The organism is Streptomyces sp. L2, assembly GCF_004124325.1.
Lineage (GTDB): Bacteria > Actinomycetota > Actinomycetes > Streptomycetales > Streptomycetaceae > Streptomyces.
In genome coordinates this window covers 117989-143167 of the sequence record NZ_QBDT01000002.1, presented here as the reverse complement: position 1 = coordinate 143167, position 25179 = coordinate 117989, and the positions used below count along the sequence as shown (strand labels likewise).

Sequence of the window (25179 nt, the reverse complement as noted above, 5' to 3'; positions counted from 1 at the left end):
CCGGAATCTGCGCAGTCTTCCAAGGTCAAACAGGCCGGCCCACCGCCGGCCGCTCGACTGGCGAAGACCTCGCTGCCAAGGTGAGTCCGGCCAAGGTGAGCGACCCGAGAGCCAACAGGCATGCTCAGATCCCGTCACCTGCTGACCTCGGCCGCTCTCCCGGAGTCCATGCAGCCATAGCCGACCGGTGCTGGCACTCCACCCGGGCGGCAACCCGCTCCGGCCATCCGCTCGATTTCGCGCAGCCTGCGGCAGTCGTCCCCACTGCTGTGCTGTGCGCCCCTGCCCGATCTGCGGCCGGCTCCCTCACAGACGCCAGAGCACGGCCCCAGCCACCAGCCCCTCGAAAGACCGACTACCCGCAGAGGCAACGCCTCGCTCGGACTACCTGTTCATCGATCGACCGGATGCATCACAGGAGGGCTCCGTGATTGAGGCCGCTAAGAACTCGGGACCGAGAGACCTCAAGAACAAGCTGGAGACAAGGGTTGGCCACTACATGGCTGCCGTAGCGGAACGGCTTCTCGCTGACGGGCTGCCCGTCAGTTCCCTCTACGCCTATGCCGCTTATGACGAGGACGAGATCAACGACGTCGACGTCGAGGGAAGCATTCACTTCAACAGGGCATTCCCGCTGAGTCTCGACGAGTCTGCGGAATCTTTCCTTCACTGGCTCGGGACGTCAGGGTGGTGTTGCCGGACCATCCGGGACGCCGCCAGTACCACGCCCCCCGTCGAGCAGACGCGCTGGCTGCGCGCCGGCCTGCTGCCCTCACCCGAGCGCGTAGCCGCCTTCGTCTCCGAGCTTCGCGTCGACCCTGACACCGCAGGCAGCGACGAACGCCCCTTCTACCGTGCCGCGTGCGATCAGCTGCAGGAACTGACGGCCGACTTCGGCAAATACGCGCCGGGACCCAGCCATAGCCCGCTTGCCCACGTCAGCTACGAATACCGCTTCGTGGAGGCGCAGGGCACTGCCTACCGCGAGCGTGTCACAAAGGCGTTGCGTTCCGGAGATGACCGAATCCTCTTCCTTCCCATCAGGAACAGCGAATTGCATGCCCTCCAGCACCTGCTGGCCTACACCGAGGCAGTCGGGCCACTGACTGGCCCCGACGATCTCGCGCACAGCCTTGCGCAGGATCTGGCCAGCCGGACCCCCGGCGACTATCAGAGCGTGCACCGCTACGGGCAAACGCACTCCCTGGCCAATCTGCAGGATGACCACGACTGGCACGCATAGGAAGTGAACCCGCGGCCGAACCCTCTTTCACAGTCCCTCCTTACATCCGACCGGGAAAGCAGCCTCGGCGCTCCGGTTGTCTCAGCGCGGCCATGGGGTGGGGCGCGTCTCCCCCATCGCCTTCCGTCCTCGCCTCATGCGCTGTCGTTGGGTATGACGGCGTCAGTGTGGTGAATCGTGGAGAAGGGTCGTGGGAGGCGCGCCGACCCAGCCGCGCCGAACAGACAAGCGCATGCGGAGAGGAACTGAACACTGGCCGTGCGCGGTGATCCTCATGAACCCATACTTAACTCTGACGGAGCAAGGAGGAGAAGCCGTGATCCGTGGATGTTCACCGCTTGCAATTGATGCTGCTGGCCGTCTCTCCACCTGGGAACGCCGTCACCTGAAGAATAGATACTTGGGCATGGATCACTGATATCTCACGACGAGCTTGATGAGTTCGTAGCTGCTCCCCCGTCCAACCGTTCCGGGGTTCGCAGTAACAGTGACCGTTTCGTTCAGCGCACCGACACGCAGTGGAGCGATATGCGCCGCTTGACCAATGGCGTCGGGATCCGCCATCCACATGGCTTGCGCCGAAACAACGCCGGTAATTTTCGTTCGCACAAAATGGACAACGATTTTTCGGTTGAACAACTGCTTCGACGGGATCAGCACGGTCATGGTCTTGCCGGCGACATTGTTCGACGCCGTCGTTTCCAGGCCATCTGTCGCTGTGGTCGCGATCGCGTAACCCCGCATTTCGCGAGCCATCCATCGGAATGCCTGGCCATGGGGCAGATCCGCGTACACTCCACCCTTCTTCTCGAAGAGGCCGATGCCCGGCGCAACATCCGTGGGCGGCCAATACGCCATCGATGTCACCCCGGCACGGATCATCCTGTGCATAAGGATGACCATGTTGTTCACCGAACGTAAAGCCCTCTTGCGACCCACAGAATACGCTTTTGACGCGGCCCACTCGGAGGCGAAGATCTTCGACTTACCAGTTCGCGACTTGATTGCCCCCAGATTTCTTTGGATGTTCCGGTAGTCATGGATGGAGCCATCGTCTCCCGCATAGATGTGCAGGTCCACCCCATCCACGTAGCGCCATGCTCCTGCGGATTCGAATTCTCTTCTGATCCAGGTGAACTCCCAAGGCCGCGTCCAGTCACCGGTCACATACACATTGATACGCGGGTTGGCTTGTTTCATTCCCTGTGCAATAGCTCGCGCCACAGTCGCATACCTGCGGAGCTTTTTGGGCCGCCCAACTCCGCCACCTGACTGCAGCCACCACTCGTTGCCGATCAGCCAATGCTGTACCGCATTTCCATGCTTCCGCACCAATTCGACAGCTTCGCTCTTCAGGCTGCTGAGATGAGCCGGACTCGGGTCGCTGATGTAAGGTTCGGTTTTGACCACAAATGCCTTGGCGGCCACGGCCCCCTTCGCCTGCGCTGTAGTCGCGCAAGAGAGATTGCTGTATCCGGGGGCTGTATCGTTTGCCCAGTTAAAGTTCTCTGATTCCCAGCCGCCAGGGAATCGCAGCAAACGATATCCGAGGCCGTGCAGCTTGGCATTGAATGCCGGAAAATCAGCTCTCGAAATTTGCCGACAATCGTTATTCACTCCGTAGATTGTCGACGAAATGGGAACCTTATTGTTGGGGTAGATCCACGTGTGAGCGGCGGCACTCGGCGCATGGCGTCGTGGTTCAGCGGCAGCCCCAGTCCCAGTACCGGAGAAGAAGAGGGAACTCCCCAGACTGGCGATGACGGAAATCAATATCAAGATGATGTCGCGTCTTCTTCTCACGACGTACCTCCCACGCGGCGCACCCTTCGCAGTGCTCTCACCCGTACAGAGGCACGAATTCGTCTTGTATGACGAATCGGGTGGTCCAAATGGGTGACGTCCTGGACTGCAGGTCGACATGCCGCGCGCAGCGGTCATAGCACGTCAGCCTAAAAGGGAAGTCGTAATATCAGATCCCATATCGCTTCGACCGGGAGCGGTGAAAAGCTTGCACGTCAGTGACCAGGTCGCCTGCTCAAAGGGTTGACGGGTCTCTCCACGGGCTCGACGGTTGCCCTGCTGGGATCCCCCTGGAGAGCAAGACCAACATGGGCCGGCCAGTTCACGAATGTTGACCAGCTCGGGAAACAGACAAGGGAGTTTGAGTGAATACCCAGGGCCGACATCGGCGGGACTCCAACGATGCCCCGCCACCTTCCGCACCTGACCAAAACGTCCGGGGCCGGTCCAAGTGGCCCCGCCGTTGGTTCAAGTTGTCTTTTGTGACCTTACAGGTGGTCTTCTTGGTATGGGTGGTTGGAGGCGCTCGCTCAGGTGCGCGAACCCCCTTGAAGTGCGGCGTACTCAACCCGCACGACTGCAATGCGGCGCAAAACTTGGGCACGGCGATCGGCGTGGGCGTGATCATCGTGATCTGGGTACTCGTGGACATCGTCCTCGGTGTCTCGTACGCCATGGCCCGGCTGAGGCGCTTGTGACCTCCCGGAACGCGAACGAGGTCCCCCTTCCCTGAATGCGGGGAAGGAGGACCTCGTCTATCCCTTACGGCGGTAGGAGCTTTTACATGCTACCGGCGTCCGGCTGCCGGGGCATCTCCAGACGTGCATCGTGACCACCGGTGCGTGGGACGGGCTGCAGCCTTTCAGAAGTCCCAAATCAGGTCTGGTCTCAGCAGGAGGAGGCGCAGGTTCTCCGCACCCACACGCACCCGGTGCGAGGCGACCCGATCTTTCTGACTGCTGTTTCGCAGAATCGCGTCAGCTTGGAGGAGGGCATCGGGCAGGGCACGGTCGACGTAGCAGTTCACCCGGGAGTCTCCGCTTGCCTTGAGCAGCATGTTGAGATTCTTGGTGGTGATCCCCAGCGCCGGGCCACGGTGGGGCAGCCAGTATGCCGCGGGCCCCTTGCCTTCCCATCCGCTGCCGTTCCGCCTCTGCGTCAGACCCTGGTCCTGCTCCACCTGTCCGTCGACGGCGGGACGCACGACGCCCTTGTCATCGCGGATGTGCAGGCGTCCACGAGCGAAGGCTTTGCGCAGGACTTCTCCCACGGCGGTGGCTACACCGTCCTGAGCAGTACTCTGCGCTTCCATGCAGGCGGCCTGCCGTGCGAGGGAGCCGGCGAGCGGGGCCGCCACGACATCCAGCAGATCGGACATTTCCATGCCCGTGACAGCCGCGACGAGGCCGAGGCCCGAGAGCATGGCGGCAGCGGCGGTGATGACACCGTCCATCGTGTCACCCGGCTCCGGCAGCACTGCCTCCACATGAGCGCTGAGCTGTTCGAAGGCTCTCTTCTCAAGATCTCCGAGATGGACATCAGCATCGGGCAGGCCGTGCAGATATGCGATGATCTTGTCACCGAGGGTGCGAAGAGGAACCGTGAGGCTCTCCCCTCCCCCGGCTTTGTACCAGCGCCAGTCGACCTCGCCGCCGTCCCGCGAGAGGTAGATGACAACCGAACGCCGATACAGGGATTCCTGCATGGTGGCCGGCAGCATCTGGGCCGCGATGACGGGGATGGACCGGACGCGGTTCGCGGGCTTGGCCGTCAAGTCGCGGTTCCGCCGCCCCTTGATTTCCGTCGCGTTCCCCGCTGCGCGGATGACGAGTTCTAGCTTCTTCTCCATCTCCCGCACCTGCGAAGCAGATGAGGCCCTGGTCAGGGGGATGTCGTCGAGCAGCGTCGGCATGTCGCCCTCGAAGTCGAGCGCGCATTCGATGTCCGTGGCGGTGCTGCTCATGCCCTTGGTCGGAACAGGCGGCCAGGCGTGGGGCCGGGCCGTGAGAAGAAGACTGCGAGCGGTGTTGGCGGCCGAGGTCTTGCCCGAGTTGGGGGCCGCGTCGAGAACGAACGCCGCCGAAACAGGGCGCAGCGAGTAGGCCAGGGACCGCGCGCCGACTGCCAGTGTCATCAGGGAAGCCCAGCCATGAGCGGCGATGTCGGCGACCGCCCGTCGGCATTCTGTCTCCGTGGCGGCACGCTCAAGCGGGGCGGCCGCGTGCCGCACTGTTTCGGGCGCTCCGATGACGCGAACCGAGCGACCACTCGGGTAGCTACGGCCGTCCGCGTGCACGTACGTCAGACCTACGTCGGGCAGGCGATGCCAGCCGGTGTGAGCCACCACGGGTGTACGGGGCAGGCGCTTGCCCTGATCGGTGATGATGTTGATGAGGACTTCGCGGATCGCTCGCGATGCGGCGCCGCTGTCATCGCTGAAATCGTTCCAGCCGTCGGCGGTTCGCAGATCCGACAGGCTTTTGGTAAGGGTGTCCGCGCCGATGGTGATCGTGTAGTACCGGCCCGCGGACTTCCCGTCCTCGCCGATGAGGACCAGACGCTCGGAGACATAGGGAGCCCAGTCCAGGACGACGTCCCAGCCGCCTTCCTTGCCACGGTTGGTCTTCCAGACCGTGCCGCCGTCTTCACCCGCTTCGTAGTACCAGCCCGCGGAGCCGATGACTGGCCGGCCTGGTGGGGCGGCCACGTCCTCCATCGGTACTTGTGGCACGGAGCGGCCGCCCCGGTTACGGGATTCGCAGGGCTGCTTGTGGAGGTATCCCAGATTCCGGGATGCGTGATCTCCTTCCGCGATGTCCGGCACATGTCCGGCATACGGCGCTACGGACACGTTGCCGCCGAGATGAAGTCCGGTTGTCACTGCCCTCCCTCCCTGAAAACGATCCGGGGGAGCTGCTGCGCCTGGACATGGACGATCTCAGCCAGAAGATCCTTGAACGCGAGGGACTCCCAGAGATCAATCGCTGTGAATTGTTCCCAACCTTTGCCCTCCGGAAGATCTCTGTCGGAGAGCAGTGCCAACTGCTGGTTCACGCGCACCACGTAGTGCTGCTCGTGGCACACGCCGTCGGCACTGAGTTCCGAGAGCCGGGCGAGTACCTCTGGGCACCAGGCCAGGACTTGTCCTGCCTGATCTTCGCGTCCATTCCAGATGCCACCGTCCTGACGGTCCGTCGACAGGGCATACCACCAGCCATACGTACCGGGAACTGCCATCAGGCCAGGTGGGGTCGTGTTGTCGTCGGGCGGAGATGCGGTGGAGAGCACCCTAAGGAGACCTGGGTGTCGGCTCCCCCGAGTTGCCGCAGACATGGGTATTCTCTTTCTCCTAGCAGTGCGTTCGTCTCCTTTGCGACCAATGTTCGAACATGGGCGCGATGGACGAACTATCTGTTGACACCGGCCCGGCTGCTTCTTTTGGCGGAGGTGCGGCGGGCCGGTGTACTCCTCAACTACGCAATGGCTGTTCTATCGTGAATCCCTTCCTCAAGCCTGGCGCGCATGATTTCCCATACCAGACTCTGAAGTTCCTGTGCCGCCCTGATGACCGCTTGCGGATCGTCCGCGATGAACCGCGCGGACCGTTCGGTCAACAGTCCGACAGACATGGCGGCCGCCATCCGTCGACCGTTCTCCTGGGAGATCCCCCTGCGGATTGCGTGCCCCGGCACTCCGGCGGTCGCTGCCACCGAAGCGACAGTAGGTCGCGTGACCGCACCTGACATCTGGGCGATTTCCCCTGCTGTGAGACCTGGCCGCCGGTCGGGCCCCCGATGCAATCTGCTATCCAAGGCATCCCCCTCAAGTCGGCATGGAAAATTGGGCAGACATCAACTTACCGCCCGGCTGCCTGCTTAAGGGGCATGACCCACGAGGTTACGCGTCAAGTTCACCGTATCGGGTACATCTCATCCGCGGGGCGATTCGTGCGTTGATGCTGTCTGGCACAACCGATCCCCTTCCATCAAAATCAGACAAGCCGACCGCGACGGTCGGCGACCCTAGGGAGACCTTCATTCTTGAACAATTCTTACCCCCGGCGCTGGGGGCTGTGGTGAGCGTGCCCAGTACTGGCTGAACTATGTCCCTCAAAAAAGAGTTGGCCCTCTATCGGGGAGGCACGCACAGAGCGCTGACAGGATGTTCACAGCGTCGGGCCGCGCCTGTTCGCGGGGGCGGAATGGCGCAGCTCGCACGGGACCGCACGGCCCACGAGCCACTCTGAGCGGGGCTCATCGGCGCCGTGATCGCAGGAGGCGCGGCCGGCACCGCCGTCGTCGTCCCGTACCCCTGCTGAATATATCCCCGGAAACCCTTGGCGGTGGGCGTGGCAGACAGACAGGGGTTCAGCCGTGTATGAGAAACCTCGCTAGCAGTTGCTCAGCGATTCCCCTGGAGTAGGAGTGGAGGGACTCGAACCCTCACGTCATAAGACACCGGAGTTTGAATCCGGCGCGTCTGCCAGTTCCGCCACACTCCCAAGGATACGGTCGGCAGACTCTCTAGAAGTCGTCCGCCACCATGTATCCAAGCTGCGTCACTTTATCACGCGCCACCCCGGGGAAAGGCACCGAGGCCTGACCTGGATTTCTGGAATGCGCATTCCTTCTCCGCGCCTGGCTCAGGGCCTGGAACATCAAGAGATGGTCCCGCAGACAACACGGCGCACAGCAGAGCGCAGTGAAGCACGATCAGAAATACGAGGTACGCTCCGCGTGCATGGGGGGCGCATTGAGTTCCTCGCTCACGGCGATCGAGAGCTTGTCGACCTGCGGACCCGGCCGGTTCGCAGCCAGAGGGTCACGGCCGGAGGTCACAACCAGTACGGCTGTGCCCCCTAGCCTGCGGATCGGGCTGGTGGGCAACGGTCGGCAATCGAGCCCCGGGCCGACGCCGCCATGTCAGGACGTGGCCGACGCTATGGCCGCGGGTCCGCTCTGAGATCGAGGCGTCTTCGCTCCCGGTTTCCCCGGCACAATGGTTCGCGGGTCGACGGCCTCTCCTGGTGCGCCTTCCCGGTACAGGCCGTCGGGCAGGCTGTCACGGTCGTGCGGCAGGAGGAAGAAGACGCGGCGCTTGTACAAGCCGCTGTCGGGGTCGGGTTCGGCCTGATCGTCGAGTTGGACATAGCCGACCATGCGCCCATCGCGCTCGTAGGGCGGTCTCGTATTGCGCCGCTTGGTCTTGTCGAGAGCCTGCCGGACGTAGTCCAGGTGCTCGGGGTTCTCCAGCCAGACCACGTGTGCCTCGTGGGTGAGATCGCCCTCCGTCAACAGCGAGCTCATGGCTGCAGCCCCTCCTTGGTTGGTTTATAGCAGTGCCGGACGGGGCGTGTGCACACGGTGGCGCCAGCACACCAGCTGATGTCCGACGGCGATGTCAGGGCCGCCGCAAGCGGGGGCCGGGTATTCATCCTAGAGGTGCCTTCGGCGCAGGTGCAGGTCGTGTGGTGCGGTGTCCGCCATACTGGGTGGTATGTAGTCATTCGTTCACGACCAGCCCGATGTTGGGGTAGTACTTTCGGCCGTTGGACTTGATCATGTCTGTGGGTGAGGTGAGACCGACTTCCTGCCGGACGCGCGTGGCGAAGGCACGCGGGCTGGCAGGGCGGATGCCTTCGCCGGCACTGCACCAGGAGCTGTAGGCCGTGTAGAGGAGACCTTGTTCGACACGAAGGTCGGGCTGGGTCTCGGCATCGCGGGTACAGCATTCGGCGAGGAACCGGCCGATGTGGTCCTCAGTGTTGGCATAGGCGGTGGTGGCGATGCGGACCCTGTCGGGGCCTTCCAAGGGGTCACGCGTGGTGAGGTAGCGACGGGCGCCTTCGATCAGCCACTGCAAGATGCCCGGGCCCTCGTCTCGGACGAGTTCGAAGGCAAGGTTGTCGATCTTGCGCTCGTCCGGAACGACACGCTCGAAAGGCAGGAGCCGGATACGGCGCCAGAATGCGAAGCCTCCCGTGGACACCTCGGGCCGGTGGTTGCCCAGCAGCCAGAGGTGATGGGTGGGGGTGAAGGAGAAGTAGTCCTGCCGCATGCGGCGGGCCTTGATCTTGTCTCCGCCGGTCAGGAGGCGGACTCGAGCCTCGTCGAACTTGTCGTTGGGCTTGAGTTCACTGCATACGATCAGTCGGCGGCCGTGCAGTTCGGTGAGTTCAGTGGAGTGTTCGGAGAAGGCACCCCGGTCCATGAGGAATCCCGGTGGAGCGGCGTCCGCGTAGTCCCCAAGGATCTGGATCATCGTGTCGAGCAGGACGGATTTGCCGTTCTTGCCCTGGCCATGGAGAAACGGAAGGACTTGGGCTCCCACGTCGCCCGTGACGGAGTACCCCAGGAGCAGGTGCAGGAAGTCGATCATCTCCTGCCCCTCCGCTTCCTGGCCGAACGTGTCGGCCAGGAAGCGGTGCCAGCGGGGAGTCTCCATCTTCTCGGGAGCGACACTGGTGGCACGCGAGTGGAAATCGCACGTAGGGTCGGGCTTGCGCAGCAGGCCCGTATGGAGATTGACGACGCCGGCGGGGGTGCAGAGGGCATAGGGGTCGCCGTCGAGCGTGTCGGGGTCCACTGAGAGGTCCGGAGACGCCTTGGCCTGCACCAGCAGCGCCTTCATCCCGGTGGTGGACAGGGTGCGCTTCTTGTGGTGCAACAGCTCTCGATCGGTGAACAGCCCCTGCGGGTCGCTCTCCGGCATGCCTTCAGCCATCTCGCCGGCTGCCCAGAGCGCCGCCTTCTCCCCTCCCGCGCGTTTCCAGCGGTAGCCGTCCCAGGCGAACCAGCCGAGACCTTCAACGTGGCGGAACTGGTCTCGGTACAGCCTGATGAACAGTCGGGCATTTCCTCGGTCGGTCAGGGACGGTGGCAGTTGGCCGTCCGGCTGCCAGCTGGCGTGAGGCGCACTCGATGAGCTCTGGGCGGGCAACAAGGCGGCGGATCGCTCGGCAGCCTGGAAGTCGAGCATCTGCTGAGCGGCAGCATGTGCGTCGAAGCGCGGTGTGCTCTCGGCGCTGCTCATGAACGTCCTTCGAGGTGGAACGGGCGGGCGGCCCCGGCGGCAAGGCCGTCTTCCATGATCTTCTCGTTGCGGGCCGTCTGCCAGGGGCGTGCTCGGTTGGCGGACTCGAGCAGGAGGTCGCGCACCACGGCCTCGTCGAGGTGGCCAGCAGCCACAAGTCCTCCTGCGGTATATGCGGCTCGGTTCAGCTTCTCTGTGAAACCAGCGCCTTCAGGGACCCTCTCACACTGGGTCACCTCGGCCACCAGCGCTGCGAGGGCCCGCTGAGCGGCGTCAGGCTTGCGGCGGGAGCGCCGAGGGACACAACCGGACGCGCCGGTCTGCGGGCGCGGCTTGGGAGTTATGACGTGACCGGTGCGGATGAGTTCTGTCCGCAGCCAGTCGGGGAGCGGAGCAGGTGCCCGACTGGGGCCTTCGGCCTGATATGTACCGTGGGCCGTGCGCGTAGTCGGCGCGATGATGTAACCGCCCGTGGCTCGCACGTCGACCTGCCAGGCCAGGGCGACCTTCGGGCTGGAACCAGTGGAACAGCGGAACCGGACAGCCTGGTCGGGGTTCCGGTACCAGATGTGCAGCCCTCCCGAAGGCGTGCGCACGCGCAAGGTGCTGTTGTCGCTCGCGGGGTCGGGCTGGCCTCGCAGAGCCGCAAGCAGAGCAAGTGTGTCGAAACCTGAAGCCAGGCCGGTCAGGTTGACAGCGTCAGGAATGGGAATGCCCGGGAGCAACCTGCCGCGGTCCGGGACGGGCGCCGCATGGGCATCGATGTCGATGACGACAAGACCAGCCGGACCGCAAGCCACTCCTACGCCCGACGCTGGGGTCTGCGTCCACCAGCGGTCGATGTACCGCGGATCGGTCGTAGCGGCGTGGAAACCGTGGCACGGTCGCCCCTCCTGCGGACACGGACACGTCTTCGGGTCGTGTTGCCTTCCTTTACAGGCCGCGCAGTTGGCCGCCGGCGTTTTGCGGCCCGGCGCCAAAGGATGGACCGGCCAGCCCTGGGCCGCACACCAGTGGGCCACGGCGTGCGGTGTCGTAGGCCTGGCCCGGCGGGCAGGCGAACGTGTCTCACCGAGACGCGCCACTGGGTCGTCCTTGTCTGGTCGTCGGTTCGGTCCCTGGGGAAAGCACCAGGCCACAAGGATGAATGATGCTATCTCAGGGACCGAAGGGACTGTATTTTCGAAGAGAGTGTAGGGCCGCGTGAGGCAGGAGTGTGGTAGCTCGTCCGCGTGTCCGTTTCTATCAGCTTCGCTAGTCCCTTGAGTCCCTTCGATCCCTCAAGCGCAGCGCCTGTCTTCCGGATGACCACTATTTGTACCAATTTGGGAGCGACTCAAGGGACTCAACTCTCCAACCCTGCGGCTGTCCGGAGGATCCTCGTCGGTCCCTTCCGACAGGGACGGAGAGGGACTCAGGGACGGGAAGCCTGTCGGCCTGGAGCCTGCGGAGGGCGCGCGCGGCCACGTCTCGCGCTGAGGGGCGGCCCCCCCGCAGGCACGAGGGACTTATCGAGGCGTCGGTCCCTGCACTTCAGTCCCTGAGGATCGTTGCAGGTCAGAGCGGTCAGCGCTGCTCTGAGAGGGACTGTAGGGACTCACATCGCTAATTATGAGCTGTACTTCAGGTCAGATGTACGCGCCCGCGTATACGTACCCATGCTGTATCTACGTCATAATTGGCAAGAAGAGTCCCTTCGGTCCCTGACGGGGGGGGGGCGTCGCCCCGCTCAGCTTCTTGCCCACACGACCGCTTACTGGTAGCTGGTCTCCAAGTTGCGGTTCCACAGCTCCTCGAACGTCGGCTGTTCGTTCCTGAGTGCTTCCAGGTACTTCGCCATGCACGCGCTGATGATTTCGAAGGGCTGGGTCTTCAAGTCGGGCATCGTCTTAAGGATGTCCATCATGCGGCTGACTCGCTGATTGACCCTGACTCGCAGGGGGGACTGAGACCGTGGCTTCTTCAGCCCGGCGACGGTGGGCTCTGTCGAGATGTAGTCGCGGTAGCACAGGCCGTCTTGCGCGAGATCCCAGACGGTGTCTCTGTCCGCCTCCAGGGCTTGGGAGTCGGCTCCTTGAGGATCGAGGGAGCCCAGAGCCCGCTCAAGCACAGCGTCGATGTAGTGCGCTGGAGTGAAACGAGGCGTCGGCAGATTCATCCCGGTCATGACGGCCTTGTCGATGGTGATCCGGTCGGCGAGCTCCTGGGCGGTGAGTCCGTAGAGCTGGATGTTGCGGTTCTGGTACGCCTCCTTGCCCGATTGGGCTACGGCGTACGACTCGAGAAGCGCGGCGTAGCACGGTGTCTTGATGAGGAGTTCTTTCAAGCGTTCTTGCCGACGAGAGCTGCTGTGGCTCGGAGCGAACGCATGGAGAGAGTGCCGTCTGGGCCGGCGTGCGGGGACAGCAGCAGGGGCCGAGGATTCTCTCCAGGGCTGGGTCTCCTGAGTGTTTTCGGTGCCGGTCCCCAGAGCTGGGACCTTCCCGGGCCCTGGAGAGGTGAATCGGGCAAGGTCCAGCGGGGGAAGTTCATCACAGTTGCCGGCACCGCCGAGCCCTTCGAGGTCGACCGTCGGCATCAGCAAGCGTTGGGTGGAAGCCCGGGGAACGGCCTTCGCCTTCGGAGGGGTCTTCCGCTGTGGGCCTTCTGCGTGAGCAGGAGTCATGCTGCGTCGTCTCCCTGCAGCTCGTGGTTGCGTTGCCGGATGAGCTGGATCACTTGGGCGGTGACATCGACGTAGTCGCGTGCGAGGTCGAGTGCACGTTGTGGATCGGCGAGGCGGCCGTTCTCGTCGCGCGGGCGATCCACAGGCTCCCCGCTGTCGGAATCGATGAGCCGTCCCGTCGCGGCGAGGGCGAACTCCCCCGCTGGCATGCCGTAGTTCCGGGACAGATTCGCTGTTGTCGCGCCATCACGGACGAAGGCGTCCACTACAACTTCTGGCCTGATGTGCGCGCGGTCGAGCAGAATGCCCAGCTTCTTGCGTAGGTTGGTCAGCTGGCGTGTGGGTTCGTCGTTGACCCTTCGGTAGCCGAGGAAGACCAGGGACGCGATCGCCACCTCATGGTTGAGGCGCCGAATCTGGCGGACAAGGGTGGCCAGGGTGCCAAGGCCCTCGATCACGGCGTTGTCAGATCCCTTCATCGGTGCGACCAGGTGTGTACAGGCCGCCAGCCCGAGCCGTTGGATCATCTTGTCGCCTGGAGAGAAGTCGAGCAGGATCCAGCGGTACTGATGGGAGATCTGAGCCAGCAGGACTGCGAGCAAGAGGTAGGACGCGATTCCGTGCTTGTCGGAGAGCTTGGTCAGGGAGGAGGGGATGTCGCCGTTGTGCCTCCCGGAGACGACCATGTCGAGGCAAGGACGGGCACCTTGGATGATCTTGAGCGCCTTGTCCTCTGTCAGAGCTTCAAAGAACCCCAGTCCCTCGTCGTCGAATTCGCCCCCTCTGATACCGAGGTTCAGCCTGCCGTTGCCATTGCTGTCGAGCTCGATGTACAGGATCGGCTTACTTGGCTTCCCTTGGCTGGCTCTTTCCCTTTCTGCCGCGGCCAGAACGTAGGCCATATTGGCGGTGAGGGTCGTCTTGCCCTCACCGCCCTTGCCGATGGTCGTCCCGATGACGTTCCGAAGCCGGGGGCGCAGTTGGCTGACGAGCGCGTCGATATCCTCTGGGTCAGACATGTCTGAAAAAGATTTGATGACGTTGAGGCGACTCGACAGTCCATCAATTTCGATGACGTCCATGCATTGTCCTCTCTAACAGGGGGCTTTTGGTGTCAGGCATCGCCTGGAAACTTGGGCACTCGAAGCGCCTTGCGCTCAAGAAAATGCCGGTCTGCGGGGGAGACTACACGTCAGGCGAAACATGTTCCATATGCAGCAGAAGATGTCGCCGTTATTGAAGTAAACGCTGACCTTGAAGAGTGGGCTGCGGTGCGAGTGAGCAGGTGAGCAGAGTATGTGAAATTGTGAACCCGCAGGTCATGGGCCCCGAGCAGGTATTCGACAGCGTGTGATGGTGGGTCTCCTGCCGCGCCATGGCAGGAGACCCACCATTCAGCGCTCCATATCTGTTGTGAAGACCGAAGGGACTCTCTGGGCAGGACAACTACGGGGCCTGCCCAGGGGATACCGAGTTTGCGCCAAACGGGTGGTCGGCCCCTCCGTGGCTCGGTTCTGCTTCATCCGATGCGGCGTTCCCACTGTGAAAGAGCGTCAATGAAGATTATCGCCGACGTCATAATCAGACTGCGGGCGACTCTTTCACTGCAGGCTGCCGAGATCCCGACCGTGCACAAGACGGTTGCTCTGACTTGAGCGGTGCTGACACGCAGCCTGCAACGAAGCGTCCAACCAGATCTGGGAGATGTAAACGTGCGCAAGATGATGAAGGCGGCTGTGTTAGGGGCTGCCACTACTTCGCTGGTCCTGAGCGGTGCACTGGGAGCTGCGACAGCCCAAGCCGCCGACACGCCGGGCGGGAACGCCTCGATCCTGTCGAACAACCTGATTCATGTGCCGGTGAGCATTCCGATCAATGTATGCGGCAACACCCTCAACATCCTTGGCCTGGCGTCCAGTGGCGTGAGCGCCTGTGCGTCCGTGCCGTCCCTGCCTCCGGCCCCCATGCCGGCGGCACCGGCGGCTCCTGAAGTTCCTCCGGCGGTTCCTCCGGTCGTTCCTCCGGTCGTTCCGCCGGTTGCTCCGCCGGTTGTTCCCCCGCTGCTCCCGGAGGTCCCCGGAGTTCCCGGGCTTTAGGATTCTTGTAAGCGGCGGCTGACAGGTCAGCCGGGTTGTGAAAGGTGTGGTGGTGGAAGACGGAAGTATCAGATAACCGCAGGGCCACTGCACCAAACCCTTCTCCGCCGCAGCCAGTTGACCAGCAACTGGCTGCGGCGGAGACGTTTGTTCCCATGCCGGGGCGGTCACGATCGCATGTCGGCACCGGTTGGCGTGATGCTCCGCCAACCGGATGAGTAACGCGTCCAATCGGATGAGTAGTACGTCAGCCTCGTATTGGCCTCACCCTCATCTATATGCCGGTTCAAGGCGTTATAAATGGTATTGGGCACTCCTTGCCCGGCGGTGAGCTGCGCACGAGAGGAACTCTTCGAATGGCTCAGTTGCTGACAGCGGCATATTTCTTTTGGTAACACTTTTGGTCCCCGGTGCCGGCGCGCTGACTACGGTGCGCCTCGACCTATTCATGTGTGCTTCCCGTTGGAAGGAAATGACTTCGTGCTTGCGTTGAACGTGAGCCAGTCATGAGGACAAAGAGATCAATCAATGGCGAATGGCAAGGAGAACGGCTTTGAACGGCACACTACGGTCGCGGTGCGTTTCTTCAGGGGCTCATGCTTTCTACGCGCTTCTGGTTCCGCTGGTTTCCATGACCGTCGTTTCCCTGGCTGCGGTTCCTGCCAGTGCTGCGGACGGCCACGGCGCTCCCATGCCGAAGGCACAAGCTTTTGACGGCAACAAGCCTCTTCCGTCGGTCAAAGAGGTGACGAACCTCTGCAGCCAAGGAAAGGGGTGCAGGTTCGTTGTGGATGGTGTGCAGGAATATCGAGGTGGCTTTGTATCGGTAGGCGACTCTTATCTGAACTGCACAGACCACGACATCAGCGTGTCTCGGACCATCACCTACCAGCCGACAATCACCGACAATATCGGGGGGAATATCGCCGGTCGGGCATCCAGGACGGGGTCGGTTGAGGGATCCTCGGAGGTCTCGCTTGCCGGAACTGCCGAAGGTACGGAGACCGTTACAAAGACTAACGAAACATATACCCCGAACTTCAATGATGCTACCTCGAGCGATAGGGATCAGAGCGCAACCGCGGTCAGGCTCAGCGGTAAGATTTCCGGCAATAGCTCTGGTAGTCAGACCTCGGAGCAAGCGTTCGAGGATTCGGCGAGCCGCACCTATAGCAGGACATGGGATGACAGCGTTGAAAGCAGCACCACTATTGATGCGAACGCGCCCGCAGGTGACGTCCTTACTTTGGGGTATGTGGGTATGGGGCATCGGGTCAAGGGGACGTTGAAAGCTGTTGGCACCAGTAAATACGTGAAAAATGTTGTGGTGGACGAGCCGTCATTCACCGAGGCAAGTGCCTTTGTCGCGCAGACCTACACTGCTCCAAAGGGTTCCTGTGTCGACAACCGTCCCACTGGTCGGGCTGCCCAACTCTTCAAACTGCTCAGCGGAATGCAGGCAAAGCCCCAGGACGCTGTCCCCGCCAAGCGAGACTGAGCGACTGATGGCCGGCCAGGGGTAACGGGGCCGGCGCGGACTGCGGGGCCGGGGACGTACGCCGGCGGACGTTCATGATCTGGGAGACCGCAAACGAGCTGTGCGACGGTTGCGGTCTCCCGGTCTGCTGAGCAGACCGGGAGACCGCAACCACGCCGCTCGGGGGGTGCCGGATGCCAGCCCAGCGCATTGCCCGATGAGCGGGGGATGCCATCATGACCGACGTACGGATTCTGGCGTTCCGGTGAGTCCGGATATCTGGGGGCGGGCAATGGCTCAAGACATGGCATTAGGTACGGCGCTTCGCACGTTACGCAATGCGCAGAAGACAGCGAAGGGCGTCTCGTTTTACTCACGTTGCATCAACCGCCCGCTGGGCAGGGTTCTGGCAGCAGTCGCTTACCGGATGGGGCTGACACCCAACCAAGTCACAGGAATAAGTGGCCTATTCACCTTCTCGGCCGTAGCCTCGATCGCGTGTGCGCGGCCGTCGTGGCGCCTGGCATGCGCCGTGTACGCGGCGCTCGCGATCGGCTTCGCCTTCGACTCGGCGGATGGCCAGCTCGCGCGGCTGCGCGGCGAGAGCAGTGCGGCTGGGGAGTGGCTGGACCATGTTGTGGACTGCGCGAAGATCACCGGTCTGCACGCCGCGGTGCTCGTGTCGTTCTACCGGTTCTTCGATCTGCCCGGCCGCGGCTGGCTGCTGCTGCCTCTGGCCTTCCAGTCCGTGGCCATGCTGATCTTTTTCGGCGGGCTGCTCACCGACCACCTCAAGCCGAAGGCCGCCGCGGGGAACACTGACGCTCCGCTTGCCGGGCCCTCCCCTCTGCGCGCACTGGCGCTCCTGCCAGTGGACTACGGGGTGTTCTGCACCGTCTTCATGCTCCTGGGCAACCAGCGAGCCTTCCTCGCCGGGTACGCCGCGCTGTTCGCCGTCCACACGGTCTTTCTGGCCGCCTTCATGGTGAAGTGGTACCGGGAACTGGCCGCTGTGCGGTGAGCGCGTCGAGCGCCCGGCGTAACTGGGTGCTGGACGTGTGAACGGTGTAGGGGAAATAGACGACCTCGACGCCGACGGTCGCGAAGTCATGTTCAAGCCGGTCGCCCTTGGGCGTGCCGCGCCAGTCGTCGCCCTTGAAGATCACGTCGAAACGGACCTGCTTCCACGTCTGGAGCTTGTCCGGCACGGTCTCCACGAACGCCGCATTGACGAAGCGGACGCTGCGTACGATCTCCAGACGTTCTACCAGCGGGACCAGCGGTGTACGGCCCTTGGCCAGTTCCGCCATCTCGTCGGAGACGACGCCGGCCACCAGGTAGTCGCACTGGCTGCGGGCGTGTCTGAGGATGTTGAGGTGACCGACGTGGAAGAGGTCGTAGACCCCCGGCGCGTAGCCCACGATCTGCGGCATAGGTAACAAAAACCCTTGTTCGACATGCTGTTTTCAGCGCATCGGACCATGTGGGACCCAGTCTGTCCAGGGCAGTGTGACGTTGCTCCCACGCAGATTGATGGCCAGGGGAGGCACGGAGGCGCACATAGGATCCATGCCTGGGGGAGATGGGAAAGTGTCATGTCGGAGCACTCTGACTTATCGAACAAGCCAGGACCGCCCAAGGGGTTGAGGCAGCCGCCGCGGGTGCTGCTGGTGTCCACGAACTACGCGCCCGAGCGTGCCGGGATCGGCCCGTATGCGACCCAGGCCGCCGAGCACTTCGCTGGGGCCGACGGCGCCGAAGTCCATGTATGGGCGGGGATGCCGCACTACCCGGCCTGGCGGACGGAGCCGGCGTACCGAGGGAAGTGGCGGACCGTTGAGGAGCACAACGGCACCCTGGTGCATCGTCGCCGGCACACCGTCCCGTCACGGCAGACCGCCGCGCGCCGCGTCTTGTACGAGGCGTCGATCCTCGCGCACGGGCTGGCGGCACCGCCTCGTATGCCCCGGCCCGATGTGGTTCTCGCCCAGATGCCAAGCCTCGCGGGTGGGATCCTCGGGGCTCGTGCCGCCCGCCGATGGAGCCGGCCGTTCGTGCCCGTGGTGCAGGACCTGATGGGGGCGGCGGCCGCGCAGAGCGGCATCCGCGGGGGCGGCCGGGTGTCGAGAACGGCCCGGGCCGTCGAGGCACAGGTGCTGGGACGGGCCGCGCTCGTGGGTGTCATCCACGAGTCCTTCATCGCTCCGGTGACGGCGATGGGTGTGCCACGTCACACCATCCGGCTGGTCCCCAATTGGTCGCACATCCCCCGGCCCACCAGGCCACGCTCCGAGACGCGTGCCCGGCTCGGCTGGCGGAAGGACCGTACGATCCTCCTGCACGCGGGGAACATGGGCCTCAAGCAGGGCCTGGACGTACTGGTGGAGGCGGCCCGGCAGGCACCCGAGGTACAGGTGGTGCTGATGGGAGAGGGCAGCCAGCGAAGCGCCCTGCAGGCACTGGGCGCGGGATTGCCCAATCTGCAGTTCCTCCCGCCGGCCGCAGACGCCGAGTTTCCCGAAGTGCTCGCCGCGGCGGATGTACTGGCTGTGACGCAGCGGGCCTCGGTACTCGACATGAGTGTGCCGTCCAAGCTCACCTCGTACTTCGCCGCAGGACGGCCCGTCGTGGCGTCGGTGTCGGTGGGCGGCGGAGCGGCGCGGGAGGTCAGCCGGTCGGCAGCGGGAATCGTGGTCCCGCCGGAGAGCGCGGCAGCCCTGCTGAACGCGGTCCGTGAGCTGTCCCACGACCCCGCCGCCGCTGATCGGCTGGGAGCGCGCGGCCTGGCGTACATCGATGCCCATCTCAGCCGGGAGGCCGGCCTCGCGAGGATGAGCGCCTTGCTGGACGAGGCGCTGGCGATGAAGGAGGCCCGCGCATGACGGCCGCCGCTGACCACACCTCACGCGCGAGCGGACCAGACGAACCCGATCTGCTGAGGGACCAGTTCAAGCAGTTGCTGCGCTACCGGCTGCTGATCGTCCTGGGCCTGGTCGCAGGACTGGCCGGGGGTGCCTGGATCGGACTCGCGGGCGGCGACTCGTACGTGGCGACCAGCGAGGTGACGGTCCGCTCCCCCACCGCCGACCCGTTCGGGCCCGGCTCCACCACTCAGGAGAAGCAGGTCAGTATCGGATCGGAGCGGCAGACGGCGGTGAGCAACGCTGTCGCCTCACGCGCGGCGAAGACACTGGGCATGCCGGACGCCGCCCAGCGGCTCCAATCCGGGCTTCAGGTCACCAACCCGCCTAACACGCTGGTATTGCGCTTCGACTACACCGCTGGCTCTCCGGGCACCGCCGCTCGGCGCGCCAACGCCTTCGCCCAGGCGTATCTGGACAACCGGCAAGAACAGACGCAATCCCTGATCGGCCACATGGTCGCGGGCTACGAGAAGCAACTCAAGCCGCTGGAGAAGCAGCGTGACAGGCTGACCAAGCAGATCGCGGTCGAGGGCCGGAGCGAGAGCAGCACACAGTCCGCACAGACCTCGGTCCTGAGTCAGATCTCCCAGCTCGACAACAGCATCACTCAGCTGAAGGCGCTCGACACCACACCCGGCTTCGTCGTCCGCACCGCTACCCCACCCAGAGCCCCCTCCGGGCCGGGACTGCTCTTGCTCCTCGGGCTCGGAGCCGCCGTCGGCATCGGTGTCGGACTGCTCGCCGCCTGGGTGCGGCTGGTCTTCGACCCGACCGCGCGCTCCGAGGGCGATGTCGTCCGGGCACTGCGTGCCCCCGTCCTCGGAACGTTGCCGCACGCCCGGCGAAGCAGCGGTGACGCGAACGGTCTGCTCGCCCGTGGCCGGATGGCCGAGGCATATCGCTCGGTGGCCTTCCGGCTCGCCTACGACCAGCGTTTCGCCGACCGGCGCCGACTGCTGGTCGTAGCTCCCCGCGGAGCTATCACGACAGCGGCCGCCGCATCGGTCAACCTCGCGGCTTCGTTCGCGGAGATGGGCCACGAAGTCCTGTTGGTGGAGGCTGACTTACGGTCCCCTGGACTGGCCGCACGGCTCCGCAAAGCCGACGGGATACAGCCGGGCTGGGCCGCGCGCATACCCGCGCGCGGAGACCGCGGCTGGCCGACCGGCGAGCGCATCCCCATGGAAGCGGAAGAGTCCGGCACCTTCGGCTTCATTCCCGGTGCCCGGGTGCGCAACGTGGCCCGCGCACTGACCTCAGCGCCCGCCACCCAACTGATCGCCACGGCGGACGGACCGGACGCGGTGGTCGTGGTCCTCGCCCCCGCGGTGCTGTCGTACGCCGACGCCATAGCCCTCGCCGACCGGGTGGATGGCGTCCTCGTCGTGTGCGACCCCCGCAAGGTCCGCCGCGATGAGCTGACCCGCATCCACGAACTGGTCACCGGAGCGGGCGGCAGGGTCCTGGGCGCGCTCCTGCACGCGGAGGGCACGGCGCGATCCAGCTCCTCCCGAGGTACGAGGGCCAAGCGCATGAGCCGGCTCGCCCCGTGGAAAGGCGACGACGGCACAGCGGCTCCTGGGATGCGAAGCGGTGCGCCGGAGGCCTCCATGCCACGGGAGAATACGACGCCTGCCGTCCAGGCCACGGACGACAGCCCGACGATGACCCTCGCCCTGCGCCGGGTGGACCGCCCCGACCTGCCGGTGCGGCCCGCCCGCTCCCTCCACCCGTGAGGCGTTGGCGAAACCAGCGGAGGGCCGGGAACGACCACGCCGAAGACACCGGCATCGGGGACCGGAACGGCAGTCTCGGAACGGGGGCCGCCGTGGCCTGTTCCGTGGCGGATCAGGGAGTCGCCGCACTCACCAACATCCTGGTCCTGGTAGTCGCGGCGCGGCTGTCCACGGCCGAGGGATTCTCCGTCTTCTCCCTCGTCTACACCGTGTTCACCGTGCTGCTCGGGTTCTCCGTGTCCTACGTCGGACAGGCGCTCGTGCTCGAGCGCGGAGCGCGCGCCGAGGTGCGCTGCGCGTGCAGGTCGGCACTGCTCTTCACGGCCGCCGCTTCCATCGCCGTAGGTCTGCCCATGGCGGCCGGGCTCGCCGTGGTGCCCGGCGGGACCGCTCGCGGGCTCGCCGTCCTCGGGCTCGTTCTGCCCGTTGTCCTCACCCACGACGGCATGCGCTACTGCTTCGCGGCGCTGCGGCTGCCCCATCAGGCCCTGGCCATCGACGTCCTGCGTCTCGCGGGCGTCTTCCCCGCCCTTGCTCTTCAGCCGTACGGCGCGACTCCCGCGCGCCTGATCGCGGTGTGGGGGTTCTCCGCGCTTCCCGCGTTGCTGGCCGGAGCCGGGCTGCTCGCTCCCCGGCTCCGCGGGCTGCCCGCCGACCCGCGGCGTTTGCTGCGGCGTGACCACCTCGGGCGCCGGTTCGTCATCGAGTTCGCCGTCGGCAACGCCTCCAGCCAACTCGCCGTCGTCGCGCTCGGGTTGTTCGCCAGTCCCCTGGCGGTCGGCGCGCTGCGCGGCGCCACAACCCTCTTCGGCCCGCTGAACGTCCTCTTCAACGCAGCCACCGCTCTTGGGCCGCCGATCCTGCGCCGGTGCCGGACCCTCCCCGGTCAGATCCGGGCTACGGCGACGCTCGCCGCACTGCTCGCGGGAGTGGCCGCGCTCTGGACCGCGGTGCTGGCGGAGCTGCCCGAGGGGGCCGGCCGAAGAATCCTCGGTGGAACCTGGGCGTCGACTGCGGCGCTTCTTCCCGCTACCGGCAGTCAGTACGCGGCGATGGCAGTCGGCACCTGCGCCCTGCTCACCCTTCGCGTCGTCCGCCCTCGGGCCACACTCCCCCTGCAGTTGGTGTTCTCCCCGCTCGCGGTGGCCTTCCTGCTCGCGGGCTACCAATGTGGTGGTGTGCCGGGTGCGGCCTGGGGCCTGTGCCTGGGCTCCGGCCTCAAGGCGGGCGCGGGCTGGATGCGTGTCGCCCGGGTACGGGGCTAGCCGCAGATCCCGCCGAGCACCGCTTCCATAAATCCCATCATGACTATGTCACTCATTCGGTTCATCTGTTCGTCACACAAAGCGATGGCGCTGATCTCTAGGGGTGTGTCTGGTCCGCGTTTAGGGGCTGTCTTGCCTCTAGTCGGGTGAAAGGTTTGGTATGGAGCTGCGGCAGCGCCGGCGTTGGGTCGGTGGGATGTCTTTGGGGTTATCGGCGGCGTTATCGGTGTCGATGGGGGCGGTGGGGTTCTTCGCTGCGGTGTCGCCTGCGTCGGCTGATGCGGGGGATGGTTCGGCGACGGTTCGTGTGGTGAGGGAGGTGAATGCGAACGGGAAGTGGGATCAGGCGCTGGAGCCGGGCTGGGCTGGTGTGACGGTGACGCTGACCGATGATGAGGGCCGGTCGGTCACCGGCGTGACGCAGGCGGACGGCACGGTGAAGCTGTCGCCGGGCACGGCGTTGAGTGGTGGTAAGTACCGTATTGAGGTGAAGAACCCGGATGCGAAGGTGTATTTTCCGGGTGCTGCTTCGGCGCGGACGGATCTGACGGATCCGCGGGTGCTGTCGTCGAATGTGGAGTTCGTGGACCTGTCCGCGGGCAAGAACGTGGAGGTCACCACCTCGTTCTGGAGCCCTGAGGACTACTGCCAGAAGAACGCCACCCTCGTCACCGCCTGCCAGAACGCCTCCATTCCGGCGCCCGCGCCGGGTACCAAGCGCACGCTGACGTCGTTCCCATTCAACGCCCGTGGAACGTATAGCCAGTTGACCGACCTCGCGGACAACGCCCAGACGGGTACGGTGTGGGGCATCGGCTACAACAAGGTGACGAAGCAGATCTTCTCCGCCGCGTACGCCAAGCGGGGAACCAGTTACGGCCCCGGTGGGCCTGGGGCGATTTACCGGACTGACCCCGCCACCAAGGCGACCACTCTCTTCACCACCGTCCCCAACGCGGGCACGACCGCGCACCACTTTGACGTGAACATGGACGAGGCGTTCATTCCTGCTGTGGGCAGGGAGTCGCTGGGTGACTTGGATGTGACGTCGGACGGCAAGGACCTGTACGTGGTCAACCTGCACGACCGCAGGCTCTACCGCTACGACGCCACGCACGCCACCGCGGCAGCGCCCAAGGCGTCGTACGCCATCCAGGACCCCGGCTGTGCCTCGAACAGCGACTGGCACCCCTACGGCGTAGGTATCCAGGACGGGAAGGTCTACGTCGGCGGCGTCTGCTCCGGCGAGTCCACCCACAACAAGGCCGACATGCGGGCGATCGTCCAGGTCCTCGACCCGGTCACCGGCCAGTTCACCGCCACCGTCATGGACCAGCCGCTGGTCTACCCCCGAGGCGGTTTCAACACCCCCGGATACATTACGTGTGACGGATTCGGCTGGTACCCCTGGACAGAGAACAAACCTCTGACATCGGACGGTGAGGCCTGCACCAACAGGACCATCCAGCACCCGGAGCCCGAACTCTCGGACATCAATTTCGAAACCAATGGGGACATGGTCGTCGGCTTCTCCGACCGTCTCGCCGACATCGGCGGGGCGAACCTGCCCGCCACCCCCAACAACCCGGAGTGGAACGTATTCCAGGGTGGTGACATCAACCGGGCCTGCCGTGGCGGAAACCACATGTTTGTCTTGGACGGCAACGGCGGCTGCGTCAACCATGCCAACGCTGCGACGAACGGCGGGGTGCAGCCTTTGAACGTCAGGGAGTTCTACCCGGGCGACTACGCCTGGGCCGCTCCTCCACATCAGGAGACCGCCGAAGGCGGTATGACCGTCGACAAGGCGGAGACGTCCATCCCGTTCGTCGCGGAGGACCCGATCACGGACCCAGTCACCGGTCACGGCGTGGCGTGGATTGACCGTGCTTCCGGCACGCGCACCCCCGAAGGCAACTACCTGAATGCCGACTTCGGCAAAGCACGCGGTATGGGTGACTTGGAAGTCCTGTGTGATCAGGCGCCGTTGCAGTTGGGTAACCGGGTGTGGCAGGACACCAATGAGAACGGGATCCAGGATCCTGGTGAGGCGCCGGTGGCGGGTGCCACGGTGAACCTGTACGACGCGAATGGGAACAAGATCGGTACGGCGGTCACGAACAGCCGTGGTGAGTACTACTTCGATTCCACGGTGACGAAGAACGTCAGTGCTGCGGATCTGGTCTACGGCCGCACGTACACGATCAAGATGGACAACCCGGACGACTACGCGGCCGGTGGTGTGCTGCAGGGCTGGGTGCCCACCCGCCCGAACCAGGGCGACGACGACCAGATCGACTCCAGTGGTGAACCGGACGGCAACCCCTTCCCCGCCGTCGTGGTCAACCCCGCCGGCGCCGGGCAGAACGACCACGGCGCCGACTTCGGATTCAAGAAGCCCAGTGTGGACCTGTCGATCATCAAGGTCGGCCCGGCCAAGGTGGATCCTGCCGGTGAGGTCGTCTACAACCTGATCGTCACCAACAACGGACCCAACGACTCCTCCGGCTGGACCGTGACCGACCCGCTGCCCGCCGGCATGCTCAACCCGCACACCTCCGACGCCGGCTGCGGCATCGGCGCCGGCACCCTCACCTGCACCGGCGGCCCCCTCAAGGTCGGCGAGAGCCACACCATCACCGTCCGCGGCCTCGCCCCCGCCACCGGCCCCGCCAAACTCGACAACTGCGCCACCGTGAAGGGCAACGAGCAGGACCCGAACATGCAGAACAACAACTCCTGCGTCACCACCGACATCCCCGGCATCCCCCTGACCGACCCCGGCATCGCAGCAGCCTTCGCCGTCCTCACCGGCCTCGGCACCGCCTACTACCGCCGCCGACGCCACACCACCGGAGCCGCCCACTAACCCACCCACAACCCCAACCCACCCACCGTCCCTCCCCCCACCAACCACCCGGGGGGAGGGACACCCACA

17 protein-coding genes and 1 tRNA gene are annotated in these 25179 nt (G+C 64.7%); 7 read left to right on the top strand and 11 right to left on the bottom strand.

Annotated elements, in window-relative coordinates; genetic code table 11:
• Positions 1-427 precede the first annotated feature (427 nt).
• The gene (locus DBP14_RS35305; protein ID WP_129312321.1) at positions 428-1243 is read left to right on the top strand and encodes a DUF6292 family protein; all 816 of its coding nucleotides are present in this window, start codon (positions 428-430) and stop codon (positions 1241-1243) included.
• Between the two features lie 411 nt (positions 1244-1654).
• Here DBP14_RS35305 and DBP14_RS35300 read toward each other — a convergent pair whose 3' ends face one another.
• The 10 genes from DBP14_RS35300 to DBP14_RS35255 form a co-directional block, all read right to left on the bottom strand.
• Positions 1655-3046 carry a hypothetical protein gene (locus DBP14_RS35300; protein WP_129312320.1) on the bottom strand — a complete coding sequence of 464 codons (1392 nt, stop codon included), beginning with the start codon at positions 3044-3046 and terminating at the stop codon, positions 1655-1657.
• Between the two features lie 862 nt (positions 3047-3908).
• A complete protein-coding gene (locus tag DBP14_RS35295) occupies positions 3909-5927 on the bottom strand; it encodes a hypothetical protein (RefSeq protein ID WP_129312319.1) in 2019 nt (672 codons plus the stop codon).
• The gene (locus tag DBP14_RS35290; protein WP_129312318.1) at positions 5924-6334 is read right to left on the bottom strand and encodes a hypothetical protein; all 411 of its coding nucleotides are present in this window, start codon (positions 6332-6334) and stop codon (positions 5924-5926) included. The genes DBP14_RS35295 and DBP14_RS35290 overlap by 4 nt, the downstream gene beginning before the upstream one ends.
• Positions 6335-6519: 185 nt before the next feature.
• Positions 6520-6756 carry a hypothetical protein gene (locus DBP14_RS35285; RefSeq protein WP_129312317.1) on the bottom strand — a complete coding sequence of 79 codons (237 nt, stop codon included), beginning with the start codon at positions 6754-6756 and terminating at the stop codon, positions 6520-6522.
• 709 nt (positions 6757-7465) lie between these two features.
• Positions 7466-7547, bottom strand: a tRNA-Leu gene (locus DBP14_RS35280).
• A 421-nt stretch (positions 7548-7968) separates the two neighbouring features.
• The gene (locus tag DBP14_RS35275) at positions 7969-8352 is read right to left on the bottom strand and encodes a DUF6009 family protein (protein WP_129312316.1); all 384 of its coding nucleotides are present in this window, start codon (positions 8350-8352) and stop codon (positions 7969-7971) included.
• 196 nt (positions 8353-8548) lie between these two features.
• A complete protein-coding gene (locus DBP14_RS35270) occupies positions 8549-10078 on the bottom strand; it encodes a phage/plasmid primase, P4 family (RefSeq protein WP_129312315.1) in 1530 nt (509 codons plus the stop codon).
• Complete coding sequence (locus DBP14_RS35265; protein WP_129312314.1) at positions 10075-11100, bottom strand: bifunctional DNA primase/polymerase; 1026 nt, start codon at positions 11098-11100, stop codon at positions 10075-10077. The genes DBP14_RS35270 and DBP14_RS35265 overlap by 4 nt, the downstream gene beginning before the upstream one ends.
• 731 nt (positions 11101-11831) lie before the next feature.
• Entirely contained in the window at positions 11832-12404 is a 573-nt protein-coding gene (locus DBP14_RS35260; protein ID WP_129312313.1) for a hypothetical protein, read from the bottom strand.
• Between the two features lie 335 nt (positions 12405-12739).
• Positions 12740-13825 (bottom strand): ParA family protein, encoded by a 1086-nt coding sequence (locus DBP14_RS35255; protein ID WP_129312312.1) that lies wholly within the window; start codon positions 13823-13825, stop codon positions 12740-12742.
• 1645 nt (positions 13826-15470) lie between these two features.
• On the opposite strand from DBP14_RS35255, the gene DBP14_RS35245 reads away from it, so the two are divergent.
• Complete coding sequence (locus tag DBP14_RS35245) at positions 15471-16337, top strand: hypothetical protein (RefSeq protein ID WP_129312310.1); 867 nt, start codon at positions 15471-15473, stop codon at positions 16335-16337.
• Positions 16338-16620: 283 nt separating this feature from the next.
• The gene (locus tag DBP14_RS35240) at positions 16621-17337 is read left to right on the top strand and encodes a CDP-alcohol phosphatidyltransferase family protein (protein WP_129312309.1); all 717 of its coding nucleotides are present in this window, start codon (positions 16621-16623) and stop codon (positions 17335-17337) included.
• On the opposite strand, the gene DBP14_RS35235 is transcribed toward DBP14_RS35240, so the two are convergent.
• Positions 17297-17749: an adenylyltransferase/cytidyltransferase family protein gene (locus tag DBP14_RS35235; protein WP_129312308.1), complete on the bottom strand. Its 453-nt coding sequence runs from the start codon at positions 17747-17749 to the stop codon at positions 17297-17299. The two genes, DBP14_RS35240 and DBP14_RS35235, sit on opposite strands and share 41 nt — an antisense overlap.
• Positions 17750-17959: 210 nt before the next feature.
• Between DBP14_RS35235 and DBP14_RS35230 the strand changes: the two genes are divergently transcribed.
• The 4 genes from DBP14_RS35230 to DBP14_RS35215 all read left to right on the top strand — a co-directional run bounded on the left by DBP14_RS35230 (position 17960) and on the right by DBP14_RS35215 (position 25110).
• Entirely contained in the window at positions 17960-19198 is a 1239-nt protein-coding gene (locus DBP14_RS35230) for a glycosyltransferase family 4 protein (protein ID WP_241741381.1), read from the top strand.
• Complete coding sequence (locus tag DBP14_RS35225) at positions 19195-20976, top strand: lipopolysaccharide biosynthesis protein (RefSeq protein ID WP_129312306.1); 1782 nt, start codon at positions 19195-19197, stop codon at positions 20974-20976. Before DBP14_RS35230 ends, DBP14_RS35225 begins: the two co-directional genes overlap by 4 nt.
• A 53-nt stretch (positions 20977-21029) precedes the next feature.
• Positions 21030-22241, top strand: a complete 1212-nt coding sequence (locus tag DBP14_RS35220; RefSeq protein ID WP_129312430.1) for a hypothetical protein — start codon at positions 21030-21032, stop codon at positions 22239-22241.
• Between the two features lie 319 nt (positions 22242-22560).
• Positions 22561-25110, top strand: coding sequence for an SdrD B-like domain-containing protein (locus DBP14_RS35215; protein WP_164992573.1), 2550 nt, complete (start codon positions 22561-22563; stop codon positions 25108-25110).
• Positions 25111-25179 lie beyond the last annotated feature (69 nt).